Origin of the sequence: uncultured Flavobacterium sp. (assembly GCF_963974175.1) — a bacterium.
In the GTDB taxonomy this organism is placed as follows: Bacteria; Bacteroidota; Bacteroidia; order Flavobacteriales; family Flavobacteriaceae; genus Flavobacterium.
In genome coordinates this window covers 232,422-251,635 of sequence record NZ_CAXBBR010000002.1, presented here as the reverse complement: position 1 = coordinate 251,635, position 19,214 = coordinate 232,422, and the positions used below count along the sequence as shown (strand labels likewise).

The 19,214-nt window shown below is 36.8% G+C and carries 17 protein-coding genes; 11 read left to right on the top strand and 6 right to left on the bottom strand.

Features of this window, described 5'->3' with window-relative positions; genetic code table 11:
• Positions 1–18: 18 nt before the first annotated feature.
• The 9 genes from AAC069_RS04025 to AAC069_RS03985 all read left to right on the top strand — a co-directional run bounded on the left by AAC069_RS04025 (position 19) and on the right by AAC069_RS03985 (position 10,361).
• Positions 19–1,086, top strand: a complete 1,068-nt coding sequence (locus AAC069_RS04025) for an NADH:flavin oxidoreductase/NADH oxidase (RefSeq protein WP_339919217.1) — start codon at positions 19–21, stop codon at positions 1,084–1,086.
• Positions 1,087–1,351: 265 nt separating this feature from the next.
• Positions 1,352–2,392: a Gfo/Idh/MocA family oxidoreductase gene (locus tag AAC069_RS04020; RefSeq protein WP_339919216.1), complete on the top strand. Its 1,041-nt coding sequence runs from the start codon at positions 1,352–1,354 to the stop codon at positions 2,390–2,392.
• A 243-nt stretch (positions 2,393–2,635) separates the two neighbouring features.
• Positions 2,636–3,850 carry an MFS transporter gene (locus AAC069_RS04015; RefSeq protein WP_339919215.1) on the top strand — a complete coding sequence of 405 codons (1,215 nt, stop codon included), beginning with the start codon at positions 2,636–2,638 and terminating at the stop codon, positions 3,848–3,850.
• 510 nt (positions 3,851–4,360) lie between these two features.
• Entirely contained in the window at positions 4,361–7,198 is a 2,838-nt protein-coding gene (locus AAC069_RS04010; protein ID WP_339919214.1) for a TonB-dependent receptor, read from the top strand.
• 18 nt (positions 7,199–7,216) lie between these two features.
• On the top strand, positions 7,217–8,569 hold the full coding sequence (locus AAC069_RS04005; RefSeq protein WP_339919213.1) for a DUF5689 domain-containing protein: 1,353 nt from the start codon (positions 7,217–7,219) through the stop codon (positions 8,567–8,569).
• A gap of 184 nt (positions 8,570–8,753) precedes the next feature.
• Positions 8,754–9,047: a type II toxin-antitoxin system HigB family toxin gene (locus AAC069_RS04000; RefSeq protein ID WP_339919212.1), complete on the top strand. Its 294-nt coding sequence runs from the start codon at positions 8,754–8,756 to the stop codon at positions 9,045–9,047.
• A 2-nt stretch (positions 9,048–9,049) separates the two neighbouring features.
• On the top strand, positions 9,050–9,406 hold the full coding sequence (locus AAC069_RS03995) for a helix-turn-helix domain-containing protein (protein WP_339919211.1): 357 nt from the start codon (positions 9,050–9,052) through the stop codon (positions 9,404–9,406).
• 9 nt (positions 9,407–9,415) lie between these two features.
• Positions 9,416–9,799 carry a hypothetical protein gene (locus AAC069_RS03990; protein ID WP_339919210.1) on the top strand — a complete coding sequence of 128 codons (384 nt, stop codon included), beginning with the start codon at positions 9,416–9,418 and terminating at the stop codon, positions 9,797–9,799.
• 100 nt (positions 9,800–9,899) lie between these two features.
• Positions 9,900–10,361 (top strand): FKBP-type peptidyl-prolyl cis-trans isomerase, encoded by a 462-nt coding sequence (locus AAC069_RS03985; protein WP_339919209.1) that lies wholly within the window; start codon positions 9,900–9,902, stop codon positions 10,359–10,361.
• A 75-nt stretch (positions 10,362–10,436) separates the two neighbouring features.
• Here the strand turns inward: AAC069_RS03985 and AAC069_RS03980 are convergent, their stop codons facing one another.
• Positions 10,437–12,551, bottom strand: coding sequence for a glycoside hydrolase family 97 protein (locus AAC069_RS03980; protein ID WP_339919208.1), 2,115 nt, complete (start codon positions 12,549–12,551; stop codon positions 10,437–10,439).
• Positions 12,552–12,827: 276 nt separating this feature from the next.
• Positions 12,828–14,474: a DUF6377 domain-containing protein gene (locus AAC069_RS03975; protein WP_339919207.1), complete on the bottom strand. Its 1,647-nt coding sequence runs from the start codon at positions 14,472–14,474 to the stop codon at positions 12,828–12,830.
• A 257-nt stretch (positions 14,475–14,731) separates the two neighbouring features.
• Here AAC069_RS03975 and hflX point away from each other — a divergent pair, with 257 nt between their 5' ends.
• Positions 14,732–15,982: a GTPase HflX gene (gene hflX / locus AAC069_RS03970; RefSeq protein WP_339919206.1), complete on the top strand. Its 1,251-nt coding sequence runs from the start codon at positions 14,732–14,734 to the stop codon at positions 15,980–15,982.
• 77 nt (positions 15,983–16,059) lie between these two features.
• Here hflX and AAC069_RS03965 read toward each other — a convergent pair whose 3' ends face one another.
• The gene (locus AAC069_RS03965; protein ID WP_339919205.1) at positions 16,060–16,215 is read right to left on the bottom strand and encodes a hypothetical protein; all 156 of its coding nucleotides are present in this window, start codon (positions 16,213–16,215) and stop codon (positions 16,060–16,062) included.
• Between the two features lie 121 nt (positions 16,216–16,336).
• Between AAC069_RS03965 and AAC069_RS03960 the strand changes: the two genes are divergently transcribed.
• Positions 16,337–17,227: an SDR family oxidoreductase gene (locus tag AAC069_RS03960; protein ID WP_339919204.1), complete on the top strand. Its 891-nt coding sequence runs from the start codon at positions 16,337–16,339 to the stop codon at positions 17,225–17,227.
• 197 nt (positions 17,228–17,424) lie between these two features.
• Here the strand turns inward: AAC069_RS03960 and AAC069_RS03955 are convergent, their stop codons facing one another.
• The 3 genes from AAC069_RS03955 to AAC069_RS03945 all read right to left on the bottom strand — a co-directional run bounded on the left by AAC069_RS03955 (position 17,425) and on the right by AAC069_RS03945 (position 19,207).
• Positions 17,425–18,273: a DUF3078 domain-containing protein gene (locus AAC069_RS03955; protein ID WP_339919203.1), complete on the bottom strand. Its 849-nt coding sequence runs from the start codon at positions 18,271–18,273 to the stop codon at positions 17,425–17,427.
• A gap of 22 nt (positions 18,274–18,295) precedes the next feature.
• Positions 18,296–18,802, bottom strand: coding sequence for a DUF2480 family protein (locus AAC069_RS03950; protein ID WP_339919202.1), 507 nt, complete (start codon positions 18,800–18,802; stop codon positions 18,296–18,298).
• A gap of 81 nt (positions 18,803–18,883) precedes the next feature.
• Entirely contained in the window at positions 18,884–19,207 is a 324-nt protein-coding gene (locus AAC069_RS03945; protein WP_339919201.1) for an SUF system Fe-S cluster assembly protein, read from the bottom strand.
• Positions 19,208–19,214: the final 7 nt, after the last annotated feature.

Genomic DNA, 19,214 nt, shown 5'->3' with positions numbered 1-19,214 from the left:
TAAAGACCTCACATATATATGTCTTCAAAATTATTTACTTCGTTACAACTAAAAAGTATTTCGCTTAAAAATAGAATTGCTATTTCACCCATGTGTCAATATTCTGCTGTCGATGGTTTTGCCAATGATTGGCATTTGGTGCATTTGGGCAGTCGTGCCACAGGAGGTGCGGGCTTAATAATTCAAGAAGCCACCAGTGTTTCTCCAGAAGGGCGTATCTCTCCAGAAGATTTAGGTCTATGGAAAGACGAGCAGATAGAGAAATTAGTGCAAATCAATCAATTTATTGTTAGTCAGCATTCAGTTCCCGGAATTCAATTGGCGCATGCCGGAAGAAAAGCAAGCAGTTCTGCTCCTTGGAATGGCCATAAAAAACTGGATGCCACAGAAGGCGGATGGGAAACCGTGGCGCCAAGTGCAATTCCGTTTCAAGATACAGACACGATGCCAGTAGCTTTAGACAAATCCGGAATTGAAAAAGTGATCGCTGATTTTAAAGCGGCCACCAGAAGATCAGTGAAAGCTGGATACCAAGTGATGGAAATTCACGCAGCCCATGGTTATTTATTGCATCAATTTCTTTCTCCTTTATCCAATCTTAGAACGGATACCTACGGAGGAAGTTTTGAAAACAGAATCCGTCTAACGCTTGAAGTGCTAGAAGCAGTACAATCGGAATGGCCAAAAGACTTGCCGTTGTTTGTGCGCATTTCGGCTACCGACTGGGCAGATGGAGGTTGGAATGCAGAAGAGTCTGTGAAGCTTTCTACAATTTTAAAAGAAAAAGGAGTTGATTTAATTGATGTTTCATCAGGTGCATTGGTACCTTATCAACAGATTCCTGTAGCACCTAATTATCAAGTACCCTTTGCTGAACAAATTAAAAAAGAAAGCGGAATCCTAACGGGGGCTGTAGGTCTAATTACCGAAGCACATCAAGCAGAAGAAATTATTAGCGCTGGAAAAGCAGATTTGGTTTTGTTTGCTAGAGAGTCTTTAAGAGACCCTAATTTAGCATTGACTTTTGCCAGAGATTTAAAAGAGGATATTGCTTGGCCAAAACAGTACGAAAGAGCTAAAAAGTAAATTTTGTTAAACATATAAGTCATATAAGTTTTGAGTCTCTTTACATAGGCGACTTATATGTTTAATAAACTATTAAATCTGCGCTATCTGCGTGCCATTAGCCATAGAGTAGACGTATTACATGTCTTCAATAAATTCATATGTTTAAATTATACAGATATATAAACGATAAAAAAATCCGTTTTTATCTGTAACAATCCGTGTTATCCGCGTTCCATTAGACAAACAAATACAAAAAATACAAAAAATACAAAAAATACAAAAAATGCAAAAAATAAAAACAGCCTTACTATCCTACGGCATGTCCGGAAAAGTATTCCATGCACCATTTCTGGAATTTCACTCTGGTTTTGAACTGCTCGGATCTTGGGAGCGAAGTAAAAAATTGATTCAACAGGATTATCCCAATGTAATAAGTTATACCACCTTGGAGGATGTTTTGGAATCTGATGTCGATTTGATTATCGTCAACACTCCGGTGGGAACCCATTTTGAATATGCCAAGAAAGTACTGTTAGCAGGCAAACATGCCGTAGTCGAAAAAGCCTTTACCACCACGGTAGCCGAAGCAAAGGAATTGGTAGCTTTAGCGGCTGAAAAAGGAGTGAAGCTGGCTGTTTTTCAAAACAGGAGATGGGACAGTGATCTTAAAACCGTACGACAAGTTCTTTTGGATGGTGTATTGGGAGAGGTCGTTGAAGCTGAATTTCATTTTGATCGCTACAATCCGCTTTTAAGTCCGAAGCAACACAAAGAAACGGCCAATGATGGGGCTGGAATTTTGAAAGACCTAGGACCACACTTAATAGATCAGGCGGTGTATTTATTTGGATTTCCTCAAACTGTATATGCCGATATTAGAACGACACGAGAAAATTCCTTAGTTGACGATTGGATTGATATTTTACTGTATTATCCTGAATTCCGAGTGCGCTTAAAAGCCGGCTTTTTTGTTCGGGAAGCGAATCCGGCCTATACTATTCACGGTAAAAAAGGATCTTTCCTGAAACCTCGTGGAGATGTGCAAGAAGACGATTTGAAATTAGGTAAAAAACCAAATCTGGATACTTGGGGAGCAGAATCAATAGAAAAAGAAGGGCTTTTGCACACTGAAATGGATGGTAAAATAATCCACGGGAAAATCCCCACGCTTCAAGGGAATTATTATGACTTTTTTGATGGAGTTTACAATTCTATTGTAAATGGTAAAGAAGAACCTGTTACTGGAGAAGATGGATTGAGGGTCATGCAAATTATCGAAGCTGCAATACAAAGTAGTACTCAGAAAAAAGCAATTGATTTATAGATATTAGGTAACAATTAACGAATTGAGAAAAGTTAAGTGTTCATTCTTAGTCAACCTTAAATTATTAATGGTTAAAAATCATCTTTTTTTACCTTCTCCACAAAAAACAGCGGTGCTTTACAGGCTACCGTTTATGTGTTTTATAAACAATAACGTTGTAATTATGGTCTGAAGTTATTTTACTAAAATCCTCGCCTGGCTTTTGTGTATTTTTGTGCCTTTCAAATTGTAAAACAGCTTGCTTTGATAGATTTAAATTTTATAGACCGTTTTAAAACCGAAGGAAAACTCAAAAAATCGTACAAAAACGCGAAACTTTCTTATCTAAGAAGGATTCGTTGGGCTGTTTCGGCATTTTACTTTGGGATGGGATTGTGTTTTGCAACCTGGGCTAGTAGAATTCCGGATATTAAAATGACATTGCATTTAAGTGACGCTGATTTAGGGACGATCTTATTCGCACTTCCGGTAGGACAGTTAATGATGATGCCTTTTTCGGGAAAATTAGTTACTCGATTTGGGAGTCACCGTATCGGGGTATTTTCATTAATAATGTATGCTTTTTGTCTTAGTAATATGGGGTTAGCAACCACTTCATGGCAACTGGCACTGGGTTTATTCCTATTTGGCTTATTTGGAAATATGAATAATATCGCCATCAATACACAAGGTGTTTACACGGAGAAGCTATACAAGAAAACGATCATGGCTTCTTTCCATGGCGTTTGGAGTTTTGCAGGATTTACTGGTGCGCTGATTGGTTTAGCTATGCTTTCATTAGACCTTGCTCCGTATCATCATTTTTTAATCGTTGGTCTTATTGTGATTACATTGATTGCATTTAATTATAAATTTCTGATAAAAGCCAAAAGAACTCCGGTAACCGTAGAGAAGAAAAAATTATTCGCAAAACCGGATAGTGCTTTGATTTGGCTGGGTGTCATAGGTTTTGGGTGTATGGCGAGTGAAGGAATTATGTTTGACTGGAGCGGAATCTATTTTAAAGATGTAGTCAAAGCACCCGGTCCTTTAATTATTTTAGGATACACTTCTTTTATGATCATGATGGCGAGCGGACGCTTTTTAGGTGACGGCCTGATTCTTCGTTTTGGAAGAAAAAAAGTGATACAAACCAGTGGTCTTTTAATATCTACAGGGCTTTTTACAGCCGTAGCTTTTCCGTATTTAATTCCGTCGACTCTTGGTTTTATGTTAGTTGGACTTGGGGTTTCCACTATTGTTCCTACTTTATATAGCCTTGCAGGAAAAAACCCAACGGTTCCCCCTGGTGAGGCTTTAACCATCGTTTCGAGTGTCAGTTTTCTTGGGTTTTTAATGGGACCTCCCGTTATTGGCTATATTGCAGAACTGATGGGTTTACGGTTTTCTTTCGCTTTCATTGGTGTTTTCGGCGTTTTAATCGCTTTAATGGTGAGCAGAATCAAAGCCATTCAGTAAATTTTTAGGAGCACTACTTTTTATATTTTTCAAGAACGTACCACCTGCTCTTCACTATATCTTTCATCTCGTTTTAAGAACAAGATGAAAGGATGCCGCTACGATCAGGGCTATTTATTGCGTTCAGTGGTCTTAACTATGAAAACACTTCTCTTTACTATAAACACAGCGTTACGGTCATTTTAATGTTAATTAAATTATCAAATTAACATTAAATAGTATTATTTAATTAAAAATTAACAACGGTATTAAATTTTAATTACATTTATAATGTGAAATTAAAGAATAGAATTGTTCTCTAGGTTTCTCAATACCACTTTTTGTCCTGTTATCAGATTAATCCATTTTGGTTTTAAACCAAATTTCCCAAAAACAATTTTCTTTTATTACCGATGCCTTATCCTTTTTTGGATATTTTTTTATGCTCGGAAATAAAGTCAATCCTATTTTATATTAAAAGTTCACAAATCGCTTTGCGGACCAATTGCGGTTATATAAAAAAAGGAATCTATGAAAAAAGTTGGGCTGATATTTTTCGTTCTATTACAAATAGGGTTTGCTTTCGCACAAAATAAAACGGGAATTTCAGGAACTGTTTTGGACGCCAAAACACAACAGCCTTTAGCCTTTGTAGTTGTTTCTGTCCAAAACACTAATGCGATGCAGCTTACTGAGACCGACGGAAAATTTATTTTCGACGACTTAATTCTGGGCGATCAATTGGTCCTTTTCCACAGTCAGGGTTACAAAGATGCTTTGTTTCCGGTGACGATTCAAGCAGGTCAACTGCTCGATTTAGGCACGATAATGCTGGAGGAAGATGAAATTTCAGACCAGCAAAGGAGCTTGATAAGGCTTTTCGAAAATGATTTAACCGATGACAATAGCGGTTCAGAGAATACTTCGGGATTGCTACAGTCTTCCAAAGATGCTTTTCAGCAAGCCGCCGCTTTCAATTGGGGTCAAGCACGTTTCCGGATTCGGGGACTAGACAGTGAGAATGCGACAACCATGATCAATGGTGTATCCATGAATAAATCCTATGACGGTAGACCACAATGGGGCAATTGGGGCGGGCTCAACGACGCCACACGAAATCAGGAATTTACGGTCGGTACCGCGCCATCTGATTATACTTTCGGCGGAATTTTAGGAACTCAGGAAATTAATACTCGTGCTTCCATTTATAGAACAGGAACTAGAATCACAGTGTCAGGAACTAATACGAATTACAGTTGGCGCATGATGGGGACTTTCGCTTCAGGGATGAGCGACAGCGGTTGGGCCTTGGTCATTTCGGCGGGAAGACGATATGCTCAAGAAGGCTATTTTGATGGAACTACCTATGATGGAAATTCTCTTTTCCTGAGTGTCGAGAAGAAATTAAGTGAGAGTCACTCCCTAAATTTCACCGGTTTTTATACCCCAAATAGTCGAGGGAAGAATTCGCCAAATACTGCTGAGGTAACAGAACTAACCAGTGGAACCTACAATTCCTATTGGGGCTATCAAGATGGAAAGAAGAGAAACTCCAGAGTAAAAACCATCGAAGAGCCCATCTTAATGCTCAATCATTATTTTAAGTTAAACGATCATAGCAATCTTAATTCAAGTGTGATGGTTCAGTTTGGCAAAATAGGCAACAGCAATCTCGATTACCAAAAGGCCAATAGTCCAGATCCAACTTATTTTAGAAAACTGCCCAGTTATTATAGTTCGCTATACGGCAAAGACGAGGGAGAATATTCAGGGGCTTTTACACCCGATTATGAAAACGCGGAGAAGAGCCGCGTCCAGTTTCTAGCAAATTCTCAAATTGATTGGGATGCGCTGTATCGGGCTAACCAAAAACCAATTATAGATTCTAATGGGAATACCACAGGCTACGAAGCAGCCAAAAGTCATTATGTTTTATATGAAGACCGCACAGACGATAGAACTGTGGTAGCTTCTTCTAATTTCAATACGCAACTAAATGAAAACTTGATTTTTAATGTGGGTGGTTCATTTCGGAAATTAGAATCGCATAATTATCAACACGTTTTGGATCTGTTAGGTGGTGCTTATTTTGAGGATATTGATGGTTTTTATAAAGGAAATCAAGCACAGTCTGATTTGAATAATCCGAACAGGCAGGTCGTTAAAGGAGATGCTTATGGCTACAATTATAAGTATGCGGCTAATGTTTTTGATGCTTTTACCCAATTTAAATTTTCGTATGATAAAATTGACTTCTATTTGGCGCAGTCTTTTTCCTCTACGAATTATCAAAGAGAAGGATTGTATAAAAACGGAATTTATGAAACGATTTCCTTTGGCAAAAGCGAGAAAGTACCATTTGAGAACTTTGGGTTTAAAGGCGGGATGCTATTTAAAATTTCGGGAAAACAATCATTGAATTTCAACGGAGCCCATTTGTCTAAAGCACCTACAATCCGAAATACGTTTCCCAATTCCCGACTTAATAATTCCGTGGTGGACGGACTACAAAGTGAAACGATAAATAGCCTTGACGCGACCTATGTTTTCCGTTCGCCAAAGCTAAAAGCACGATTAACGGCTTATTATTCGACGATAAAAAACGCCACTAAAACTTCCTTTTTTTATGCAGAAGGTATTTTTGACAATGGCGCCGGATATACGAATACGAACGCTTTTGTGAGCCAAACATTAACCCAGCTAGACCGAAAGAATATTGGTGGAGAATTTAGTTTTGAATACCAAATCACGAGTACAATAAAAGGCAGTTTTTCCGCGGGATACGGTCAGTTTACTTATGATAGTAATCCTAATGTGAGTATTAATAACGATGCATTGGCTACCGTAGAAAACACCAAGCCTTCATTCGATTTTGGAACGGCACTTTTAAAAAACTACAAACAAGCCGGTATGCCGCAACAGGCGTATGGTCTAGGGATTGAATACCGTGATCCCAAGTACTGGTGGATAGGAACCAATATTAATTATTTGGCCGATAACTATATTGATGTTTCGCCAATAGCAAGAACGGACGGTTTTTATACTAATCCTGCCAGCGGATTTCCTTTTCCAGAAGCTACAGAAGAACGAGCGAGGGAATTATTGAGCCAAGAAAAATTCGATCCGGTGGTGTTGCTTAATCTTATAGGAGGCAAATCGTGGAGAATTAAAGGGAAATACTTGGGACTTTTTGTTAGCGTGAATAATGTACTCGACAGTAACTATAAAACGGGTGGCTACGAGCAAGCAAGAAATGCTAATTTCAGACAACTCAATCAGGATGTTTCAAGTGGAACACCCTCTTTTGGTAACAAATATTTTTACGGCTACGGAAGAACGTATTTCGTCAATCTCTACTTCAGTTTTTAAATTAAAAGAACACATCTTATGAAATCTACTTTTTATAGTTTCTTTATGTTAATGGTATTTGTCACTGTTTTTTCGAGTTGTACAAATGATGCGGTTGAGGTGCCAAAACTGCGCTGTACCCAACCAGATTTTACAACAAATAAAACGGTAGCGGAAGTCCGCACTAATGCCGGTGCCATCGTTACACAATACACATATGACGATATCATTGAAGCCTACGTGGTTTCTAGTGATGAAAACGGTAATTTTTTCAAAGCTATTTCTTTGCAGACTATTGGAACTGCGACAGCTCCTGCGGTAGGGTTTAGCGTTCCTGTCGATGCGACTAATACCTATGTTGATTTCAGAGTGGGAAATAGAGTATATGTGAAGTTAAAAAACCAGTACACTGATATCAATTATGGAAGCCTGCGTATAGGTGGTATTTATGTTAACTCCTACAATGAAGGTGCGGTGGGACGACTTTCGCAAAACGATTATAAAAATGTTTTACATGCTTCCTGTACAACTTTGGGAGAAGATCTTTTAGTTCGACGTCTTACGATTCCAGATTTGGTTTCTGATGCCAATATAAATACGTTGGTAGAATTGTCTGATGTTCAGTTTACCGAGGCAGCGATTGGCCGACACTATTTTGAAGCGACAAATAATGTAGGTGGTGCGACCAACTGGAGTTTGATAGATAAATTTGGGAATCAGGTGCTTTTTAGAACCAGTAGCTATGCTGATTTTGCTCAAAGTATGGTTCCCGGCGGTAACGGAAAGGTAAGAGGGGTTTTGACTAAATTTGGTTCAGATTATCAGTTGCTAGCTCGTTCCGAAAAAGACGTGGTAATGACTGCGCCAAGAATAGTTCCTTTTTTCTCTCAAGATTTTCAGACGGTAGTGGATAAAACCAATCTGAGTCTTCCGGGATGGGCCAATATCGTTCAGAGTGGCACGATATTCTGGAAAGGAACCGTGTATTCCGGGAATGGATATGCCGAGTTTAATACAACGGGAGCCAAAGTGCTGTCTAATATCGCCTGGTTGATTTCGCCCAAAATTGATATGGATACACATACTAATGAAATACTAACTTTTAGAACTGCACAACATCATCTGGATGTGGATTCTCCGCTGAATTCGCTTGAAGTATACATCTCGTCTAATTTTGATGGCTTGAATGTCACGAAGGCAACTTGGATACCGCTCAAAGTAATTTTGCCAAAACAGGCTACGCCTTGGTATCAGTTTGTGGGTTCCGGCGGAGTGGATTTGTCTACCTACACTGGTAAAATCAATATCGCTTTTAAGTACACTGGTTCCGGAAAAAATCTGGCTTTAGACGGAGCTTTTCAGGTGGATGATGTGCAGGTTTTTGGTAAGTAAGGGGTTTTAAAAAGTAAGAATCCTTTTGTTATGCGATAGTTTTTTACCGGAAATTTGCAAATTTTAATGTAAAAAGAGGAAACAGTTATAATGATAATTTACGTTTTTAGGAGTCGTAATAAATAAACGAAAAAATAATTCCCATATTGGGAACCTTTATTAACTTTGTATAAATATAAAATACTTGAGAATAATTGCTAAAAAAACACTTCGGGAATTTTGGGAAGCTCATGCTGATTGTGAGCAGCAATTAAAATCGTGGTTTCAGGAATCAAGTAGGACGGAATGGAAAAATCCTAATGAAATAAAACAGGAATATCCAAGTGCAAGTATTTTGAACGATAACAGAGTTGTTTTCAATATAAAAGGAAACAAGTATCGATTGATTGTAAAAATAAATTATGAGTATCAAATGGTTTGGATTCGTTTTATTGGAACCCATTCAGAATATGATGACATTAACGCCAACGAAATTTAAAAATGGAAATTAAACCTATAAAAACAGAACAAGATTACAATCAAGCCCTTGAAAGATTGGAACTTATTTTTGACGCCAAAAAGGACACTCCCGAAGGTGACGAACTTGAGGTTCTTGGAATTTTGATTGATCGCTATGAAAACGAAAATTTCCCTATAGATTTCCCAGATCCTATCGAAGCGATTAAATTTAGAATGGAACAAATGGGATATAACCAGAATGATTTAGCCAAAATTGTGGGTCTAAAAAGCCATGCTAGCGAAATTTTAAACCGAAAAAGGAAGTTGTCTCTCGAAATGATTAGAAAACTACATGAAGCACTACATATCCCGACCGATGTTTTAATTCAAACCTATTAATAAAGCATAATGAAGAACATTTTTCTGGCAATCGTAATTCATGTGATTGTTCCTTTAATTGGATTACTATTTTTCTTGTTTTTGAGAAAAAAAATTAAGGAAGAAAGAGTTGCCGATCCTCCAATTGCAGAGTTTTTTATTTTGTTTGCAACCTATGGCGGACTTCTAATAGTTGCGATTACCACACTTTTCTGGCAATGGTCAGGTTTAGCCTCTCTTGGAAGTTTATACCTTGTTCTTATTGCTCCATTTATTATGATTTTCCTCGCTTATAGAATGAAAAATAATAAGATAATTTCAATTTATCATGAATTGATTTATTATTTAAGCACTTCATACTTTATAATTGCTCCGTTAACATTTTTAATTTTATTTCTAATAAGTGATAAGTAGCGTATATAATGTCATTATAGCGAGTTATAAAGTCTCTTAATTTTACATCGCTTGGACATGTAATTTTATATATTTGCAGCTCTATAAATCAAATCAAATTATGAAATCTATTTTACTATCACTTGTTTCTTTATTATTTGTTTCTTGTCTATCAGATACAGAAAAACCATCTAATACTGATTATACAGTTCAAAATGAAAAAGAAATTGTCGACTATATTGCGGCAAACAAATTAATTGCGCAAAAAAGCAGCACAGGTTTGTATTATGTAATTAATGAGGCTGGAACTGGAGCTCAACCTACTGCATCATCTAACGTAACTGTAGCTTATAAAGGGTATTATACTAACGGAAATGTATTTGATAAAAGTAGTGATGAAGGTATATCTTTTGGTTTAAATCAAGTTATAAAAGGATGGACAGAAGGGATTCCTTATTTTAAAGAAGGAGGTAGCGGTATTCTATTAATTCCATCTGCTTTGGGTTATGGAAGCAATGGTAGCGGACCAATTCCAGGAGGTGCCGTTATTCTTTTTGATGTTAAATTAATCAAAGTGAATTAGCTTAAGTTCACTATAGAAATTAAAAAAGGCTGTCTAAAATTTTAGACAGCCTTTTCTGGTTTTATAAAGTAATTGTTATTTAATTTCAATAATGCTAACGGCATAACCTCCGCCTGGTGCACTCAATTGAGATAGCTTAGACTTGCTAGTCACAACTACTTTACGAATGACGTAGGCTTGTGGGTTTGTTTTGTAATGCGCATCTTTAGCATCGGCATAGATAGTCGCAGTGTATTTTTTTCCTTTCTCTAAGAAATCAAATTTAATATTTGAGGTACGTGGAGTTTCTCCGTTTACATTCCCTACAAACCAGTTGTTAGTTCCTTTAGCTTTACGAGCGACAGTAATGTATTGTCCTGGCTCTGCTTCAAGGTATTTGCTTTCTGTCCAATCGATGGCCACATCTTTAATGAACTGAAAAGCATCCAAAAAGCGATTGTAATTTTCAGGTAAATCGGCTGCCATTTGTAACGGACTGTACATGGTAACATACAAAGCCAATTGGTTTGCAATTGTACTATTTACATGCGAATGATTGTCAGGATTCAATTTGCTCAAATCCATTTCGAAAATCCCGGGTGTATAATCCATTGGACCTCCAATTAATCGTGTAAAAGGCAATAAAGTAACATGGTTGGGTTTAGAACCTCCAAAAGATTGGTACTCTGTTCCTCTAGCTGACTCATTCCCGATTAAGTTAGGATACGTTCTGGATATTCCAGTAGGACGAACAGCCTCATGCGCATTGACCATAATTTTATATTCGGCTGCTTTTTCTAATGCATATTGGTAATGGTTTACAACCCATTGGTTGTAATGATTTTCTCCTTGCGGCAAAATATTCCCTACATAACCACTTTTTACAGCATCATATCCATTGTCATTCATGAATTGGTAGGCTTTGTCTAGGTGGCGCTCGTAGTTGCGAACAGATCCTGAAGTCTCATGATGCATAATCATTTTAACTCCTTTAGATTTTGCATACGCTTGAATTCCTTTCACATCAAAGTCTGGGTAAGGAGTTACAAAGTCAAAAACATAATCTTTAGAATGACCAAACCAGTCTTCCCATCCTTCATTCCAACCTTCGACTAAAACACCACCAAAGCCATTTGCAGCAGCAAAATCAATATATTTTTTAACATTTGTAGTTGTCGCTCCATGAGTACTATTCGGTTTTGCTTTAGAAAAATCAGTTACTCCTAATTGAACAGCAGGGTATTCATTAGTATACGACCAAGAGCTTTTTCCAGTAATCATTTCCCACCAAACACCAACGTATTTAACAGGTTTAATCCAAGAGGTATCCTCGATTTTACATGGTTCGTTTAAGTTTAATGTCATTTTAGAAGCCAAAATATCTCGGGCATCATCGCTTGCCATAATGGTACGCCATGGAGAAGTATTCGGAGCTTGCATGTATCCTTTGTCTCCTATTGCATCTGGAGTTAACCAAGATTCGAAAATCATATTTTTATCATCTAAATTCAAGTGCATACAAGAATAATTAATCAATGCAGCTTCGTGAAGGTTGATGTATAATCCGTCCGCCGATTTCATCATTAATGAAGTCTGTACTCCCGTCGTTGAAAACGAAGTTTGAGAGACATTGGCAGTTTTAGCTTTTTCACTTAGACCCCTAATTTCAGATAATTTAGAAGTGGTAAAATCGTATTCTTGTGTATCGTAATCTCCAGGAATCCAAAATGCGGTATGATCACCTGCCATTGCAAATTGCGTTCTTTCTTCTTTGATTATAAAATAAACAAGATTTTTTTGCGTCGGAAACTCATAGCGGAAACCTAGACCTTCGTCAAATAAACGAAAACGAATTACGATTTGTCTGTCTGTTCCTTTTTGGTTTAACGTAACAGCAAGTTCATTATAATGATTGCGAATTTCGGCTACTTCACCCCAAACAGGTTTCCAGTTTTCGTCAAACGTCGCCGTTTTTGTATCCACTACTGTGAAGTCATTTAGCAATGATTTTTCATCGCCTTTTAGCTCTAAACCTAATTTACTGGTTTTTATGACTTCTTTGTTTTTGTATTTTAAAGCATATGTAGGAGTTCCGTCAGATTGTAACGAAAAGTCCATTGTAAAGGCTTGATTCGGGGATTTTAATTGTTGCGCATGGGCACCACTAAATAAGGCAAGCCAGATAAGTGAAGTCAAAATTAAATGTTTCATTTTTTGGAATAAATTAATGATTACTATTTTTTTGATCGTACTATATTTTTTGTTGGTCTTATATAAGTTCGATATAGTAAATATATGCCCTTTATACCTTGAATGTTTTTGTGATTTTTAAAAAGTAGATTGTACGATGTTTTAAAACTCGTAAATAGCTATTAAACAAGTATTTATAATTATTTTGTAATAAAAAAAAGTAGTGGATTTTTAATCTAAAAAGGGAATGACCAGACTGTTTTAACGATCAAATGTACTTGTAGTATGTAAGTTTCGTTATTTTATACCCGTTCCTATTCGCATGACATTAGCCTCGAATTCCTCACGAGGACCTGCTGCTTTGTTTTTGATTTGGGAACGATAATTATAAATAGTGGATACAGAGTAGCGAAGAAAAACAGCAATTTTAGCACTGTCCTTAATACCCAAACGAATCAGTGCCACAATTCTTAATTCGGTGTTCAGAAACTCTCCGTCTTTCAGTTGGGTCAACTCAGTATCTATAAGCAAAGCTTCAAATTCGTTGATAAAGTCAGGAAAAAGCAGTAAAAAAGTTCTGTCAAAATTCGTGTAAAACTCTTTTAATTCGGATTCTATAAACTGTTTTGATTTGATGGCGCTGATGAGGTTATTCATTTTACCTGCGGTTGCCATCACATTCAGTTTTCGGCGATAACCTTCTAATTTGCCAATATAGTCCGAACATTGATCCATGTATTTACCAATGTAAATCTCTTTTACAAGGTTGGCTTCCGTAAGCGTACTGTTCGTCTCTTTTAGTTTTAAATTAATGGCTTGTAAGGCAACATTTAGTTCTGACAATTGTGAATTTGCGGTGTTCAGATCTTTTTGAGCAACCTTCAATTTTTTCATTTGCTTGAAAAGTAGAATCAGGACAATTAATAAGATTACAGTCAATAGACTCACACTAACTAGAAACAACCAGAGTTGTTTTTGGTTTGTTTGATTCTGATGTTCATAAGCTTCACTGATGATGGGCATCATTTTAGATATCTCGTAGGTTCTTAAACGTGCGTTGCAAAACAATGCGTCCTCTAGAGAGCGTTGTATGTATTTGTAGGCTCTATCAATGTCGCCTTCTTCGTATAGTAAAAAGGCAAGATTTCGCAGCGAAATATTTTCTTTTTTGGCCAACTTTAAGTCGGAAATGGCAGAAATGGCCAGCCATTTTTTCTCAGAATCTCTGTCTTTTTTTTGATGGTAGGCATGAGAAATGATGTAGGCAAAAATGGCGCGTTCGGAATCAAAAAGAGAAATAGTTGGAAAAACACTGAGGAGCCGTTGTAGTGCTTCGTCTTCTTGTCCATTTTTAATTAATTGCTCCGTTTGAATAATTAGGTGTTGGCGAGACTGCTTGGGGAAATATTGAAGCGTGGAATCACGGTATTTTTGTGTTAATGCAGCATATTTTTCTTTTTCATAAATAGAGGTCGCATAATCGTACATATAACCGTAAAGCACGCGGTTTACAACATAGTAAGAACCCTTTAATTCCGGAGAACGATTCCCAGGATTTTTTGTAAGAATGTCGGTAGCTTCTTTGTACATTCCTAAAGTACCCATTATGGAAGCGAGATTAAGCGCGGCTTGATCACTTCTTTTAGGATCATTCAAACGAATTGCGATTTGCATACTTTTTCGAGCAAAAACCAAAGCAGAATCCGATTTGTAAACTCGATATTCTTCGTAAAGTTGACCGTAAACCTTCTGTTTTTGAAGGTCGCTCAAAGTAGGTTTTAAAAGCTGTTTTAGGGAATCAATGGTATGCTCTTTTTGGTTTGAGTAGAATTGATGATTCTCGATTGTCTGATCCAAATCCCTTAGCAAAGAGGCTGAATTCTCTTGAGCCAAAAGCAATGTTGGAATAAGAAGAACAAAGAAGAATGGCAAAAATCGATTCATTAAAAGGGAATTAAGGTCGGGTAAAAATAACTAAAAATACAAAGGAATCTCTGTTTCCTAATGCTAAATAAATAGTGGTGTTTTTGGTTATAACCAAAGAGAAGCGAGAATTTTTAAACTGTCGATAGCTAACAGTGACAGTGTTTTGTTGTTGAAAACCCATAAATACTATCATTTTTCACGGCTTTCGCTTTTTATAAAGACATATATTCCATAAGTAGCGCGCAAATCATTAAATTTGTAGCTTATACAAAGATATGTTAGAAAAAGAAGTAATAAATTTCGAAAAAACAGCCATTGTTGGGATTGTAACTCAAAATCAAAGTGAAGAGAAGCTTAGAGAATATCTTGACGAATTAGAGTTTCTAACCTTTACGGCAGGTGGACAAGTAGTCAAACGTTTTTCACAAAAAATGGAACGACCAAATCCTAAAACATTTGTAGGAACAGGGAAAATAGAAGAGATCCATCAGTATGTAAAAGAGAATGAAATTTCAACATTGATTTTTGATGATGAATTGACTCCTTCGCAACAAAAAAATATTTCTAAAGTAATAGAGGAATGCAAAATTCTCGACAGGACACACCTTATCCTGGATATATTTGCGCAAAGAGCAGAGACATCCTATGCTAGAACTCAAGTAGAATTGGCACAATGCCAATACCTTTTACCTAGGCTTTCTGGAATGTGGACTCACTTGGAACGTCAAAAAGGGGGAATTGGAATGCGTGGGCCTGGAGAAACAGAAATTGAAACAGACAGACGTATTGTACGTGATAGAATTGCCTTATTGAAAGATAAAATCAAGGCGATTGACAAACAAATGGGTACACAACGCGGTAATCGCGGAGCTATGGTTCGTGTTGCTTTGGTTGGTTATACCAATGTAGGAAAGTCAACGTTGATGAATGCCATTGGAAAAAGCGATGTTTTTGTCGAAAACAAGCTTTTCGCAACTTTGGATACCACAGTTAGAAAAGTAGTAATTAAGAACTTGCCTTTCTTGCTTTCTGATACGGTAGGTTTCATTCGAAAATTACCTACACAACTAGTAGATTCTTTCAAGAGTACGCTGGATGAGGTTCGTGAGGCGGATTTATTGTTGCATGTAGTTGATATTTCACATCCTGAATTTGAAGATCATATTGCATCGGTGAACCAAACGTTAATGGATATCAAAGCAAGTGACAAACCGGTTATTATGGTTTTCAATAAAATTGATGCCTACACCCATTTGACGATTGATGAAGATGATTTAATGACCGAAAAAACACCAAGACACAATACACTTCAAGAGTGGAAGTCCACTTGGATGAGTCGAGTAGGAGAAGAAAATGCCTTATTCATTTCGGCTACAAACAAAGAAAATTTTGAAGAATTAAGAGAGCGTCTTTATGAAGTGGTAAGACAAATTCATATTACCCGTTTTCCTTACAATAAGTTTTTATATCCTGATTATAAAGATGCGGTAGAGAAAGAAGTAGATGAAGACAATGAGGATGAATAATTCAATCCGGTCATTATAAAACACCAAATCCCTTTTGAATAATTTTCAAAAGGGATTTTTTTGTCAATATGGTTTAATTAAAAACCGTAATTCACGCCTATTCCAAAGACTTCTCTTACTTGGACTGCTTGAACGGAGTTGTCGTCATATATAGTTTGTAAAGCGACATTTGCCGATAAGTATTTGTTGATTTTCATTGCTAACTTCAGCCCATTGAGAAGAATATTGCGCATTGGAAATAATGGTTATAGACTTAGTTATTTCTTATCTTAAGTCAAGTGTTTGAAATCTTATAGTTGGTAACTTTGTGTTCAATTAATTTTAGTTTATAAATTACAAAAATCAGCCAGTTTTATGTCAAACATAGTAAAGCCAAGAATACTTATTACAGGAGCTACCGGTCAGGTCGGTGGCAAAACAATCGACTTTCTTTTATCAAATATTTCCATAGAAATTGTAGCCGCTGTAAGAACAGCTAAAAAAGCAGTTCCCTTTACCAATAGAGGAATTGAAACAGTTATTCTAGATTTTGATGATGAAAGTACACATATCCCTGCTTTTAGAAACATTGATCGTGTCTTTATTATTACTGGATATACCGTAGACATGCTTCGCCAAAGTAAAGCGCTATTGGATAATGCCAAAAAAGCAGGAGTCAAACACATAGTGCACCTTGGCGCTTGCGGTCCAGACGAGACCACTATTGGGCATTGGGCGTGGCACCAGTTTGTGGAGCGTTATATAGAATGGTCCGGTTTTTCTTTTACTCATTTGCGACCTCAAGATTTTATGCAGAATCTACTGAGTTATGGCGGCAAAAAAGTAATAGCAGATGGGGTACTTGATCATTATGTTTCGGATGCCAGACTGAGTTGGGTCGATGTGGATAATGTAGCGGAAGTGGCTGCTCTCACTTTAGCGTTTCCAGAATTGCATACCAGCAAAACGTACAGACTTGGCTATGATGCAAAAAATTTTAGTGAGATAGCTGCTCTGATGACTTCAATTGTTGGCAAGCCTTTTCGTTATAACCCGCTCTCCCCTGATGTGTTTCTTCAGTCAATGATTGATTCAGGTGCAGAAATGGCGTACATGGGATGTGTATATGACCATTGGAAACGTTATGCTGCAGGGACTATTCCTGGTGCCGATAGTACATTTGAAAATTTTCATGAAATCACAGGTAAACAGCCTACAAAATGGATCGATTTTATAGAGAAACATAAAACAGAATTAGAGTATTAAAATTCTGATATGGAAGTTAAATATTCTCTCTGGTTCTCGTTTGCAAGGAGGAACTATTTAGGTTAATAAGATTAGTGCGGGATCTAAGCTCACAAAAAAAAGAATTATGTACTTTCTCCGCAACAGTGAATCTCCAAATCAAAAGCCCTTTTAAAAATTTTCAAAAGGGCTTTTTAGATTCTTATTATGCTTGGTTTCTACAAACCATAATTCACACCTATTCCAAAGACTTCTCTTACTTGTACTGCTTGAACGGAGTTATCGTCATATATAGTTTGTAAAGCGACATTTGCCGATAGGTATTTGTTGATTTTCATTACCACGTTCATTTGGTAATCTATATCGACATTTTGTGGGTCACTTAAATAATTAGAATATAGATTCAGACGATTCTCTATAGAAACGTTCGCCATTACACTCAACTTATAATAGGCTGAAATACTAGCTCCAAATTCAAATCTAGAGTTGTCGCCTTGCAAAACACCAAAAGACGGGCCAAAGTCAGTAAAGTGATTGTGTACCAAAATTAGTTTTGATGTAGCTGGAGAAAAGTTGACACTTAGGTTATTGCTTTTCTTCCATAGCATCCCAGGTCCCAATTGGAAATAAGCCGGAGAGAAAAAATGGGATATATTCGCATCATTTTTATCGTAACCAACGTCCATCTGCGTTTTAAAATTAAAAAATACCGAGTAGTACCAATCGCCTTTTACTTTTTTACCCCAAATTGAATTTAGCTCTAAACGGTCATCAGTTTTGGCTGTTTTATTGTCGCCTTTAATTTTACTTAAGCCGTAAGCAAGGATAAATTTATTATCCCAAACAACAGCCCCTTTTTTATAGTTAAAGTCGTAGTTAACGCCAAAATTCCCTGCTATGTTCGATGTTCCTCCACCGAGCCACTGTCTGTTGTAAGCAGATTGGTTAAAAAGCAACGAAAGATTTCCTTTTTTTGTCCAAAGTTTGGTAGTGTCTTGTTGAGTTTGCTGAGCACTTCCAACAAGTACAGCTAGAATAAAAACAATGGAAAGTAGTGATTTTTTCATGTTTCAGTGTTTTTAAATAATCCTATTTTTTTGCTTTATATAAGGGAACGGCAGAGCAAGCTTCACCATACATAATGCTACGGGCGAAGGGTTGCAAGTTCTGCGCAGCCAAAACATAGGCACGCATAGGTACCGGTTTTTGCGAACAGCCTTTTATAATAATTGCTTTATTAGCATACGCCGAGTAGTCAATTTTAGCTAGTAATTCTTCATACAAAGCGGCATTTAAATCGTCGATGTTTCCATTTATTACTTTTTTGGCAAAAGGAGCAAGTTGGATTGTAACTAAGATGGAAGCCCATGCCGGAACAATGGCGTCCGTACTGCAATTGACTGCCACAAACTGATCCTGATACTGTGTCCAATCGTGATTTTTAAGATGTTCCCTAAAATCTTTTTCTTTCAATAAAAAGCCTTCCAGAAGCCATTGTGAAATGTCAACCTGAGATCGGATACCTTTTGGATAGTAATCTTCTAAATCGAATACTTCCAAAGCACTATTTGCTACTTTATTAATTATCTCTTCCATATTCTTAGTTTAAAGGTAAGAAAAACTTAAGGGTTTAAAGTTAGATTGACAACTTTAAACCCTTAAGTTCTAAACTCTTTTTTAAAGCATTCCTAATTCTAATTTTGCTTCTTCACTCATTAAGTCTTTGCTCCATGGCGGATCAAAAGTGATTTCTACTTCAGCGTCTTTTACATGCTCAATTGATTTTACTTTTTCTTCTACTTCTCTTGGTAAACTTTCCGCAACCGGACAGTTAGGAGAGGTTAGTGTCATCAGGATTTTTACTTCGTAATCGGTATTTACCATTACGTCATAAATCAATCCTAATTCATAAATATCTACAGGGATTTCAGGGTCATAAATTGTTTTTAATTTTTTTACGATCGCTTCTCCTAATTCATTGGTGTCTATATCTTGTTCCATATCTTGT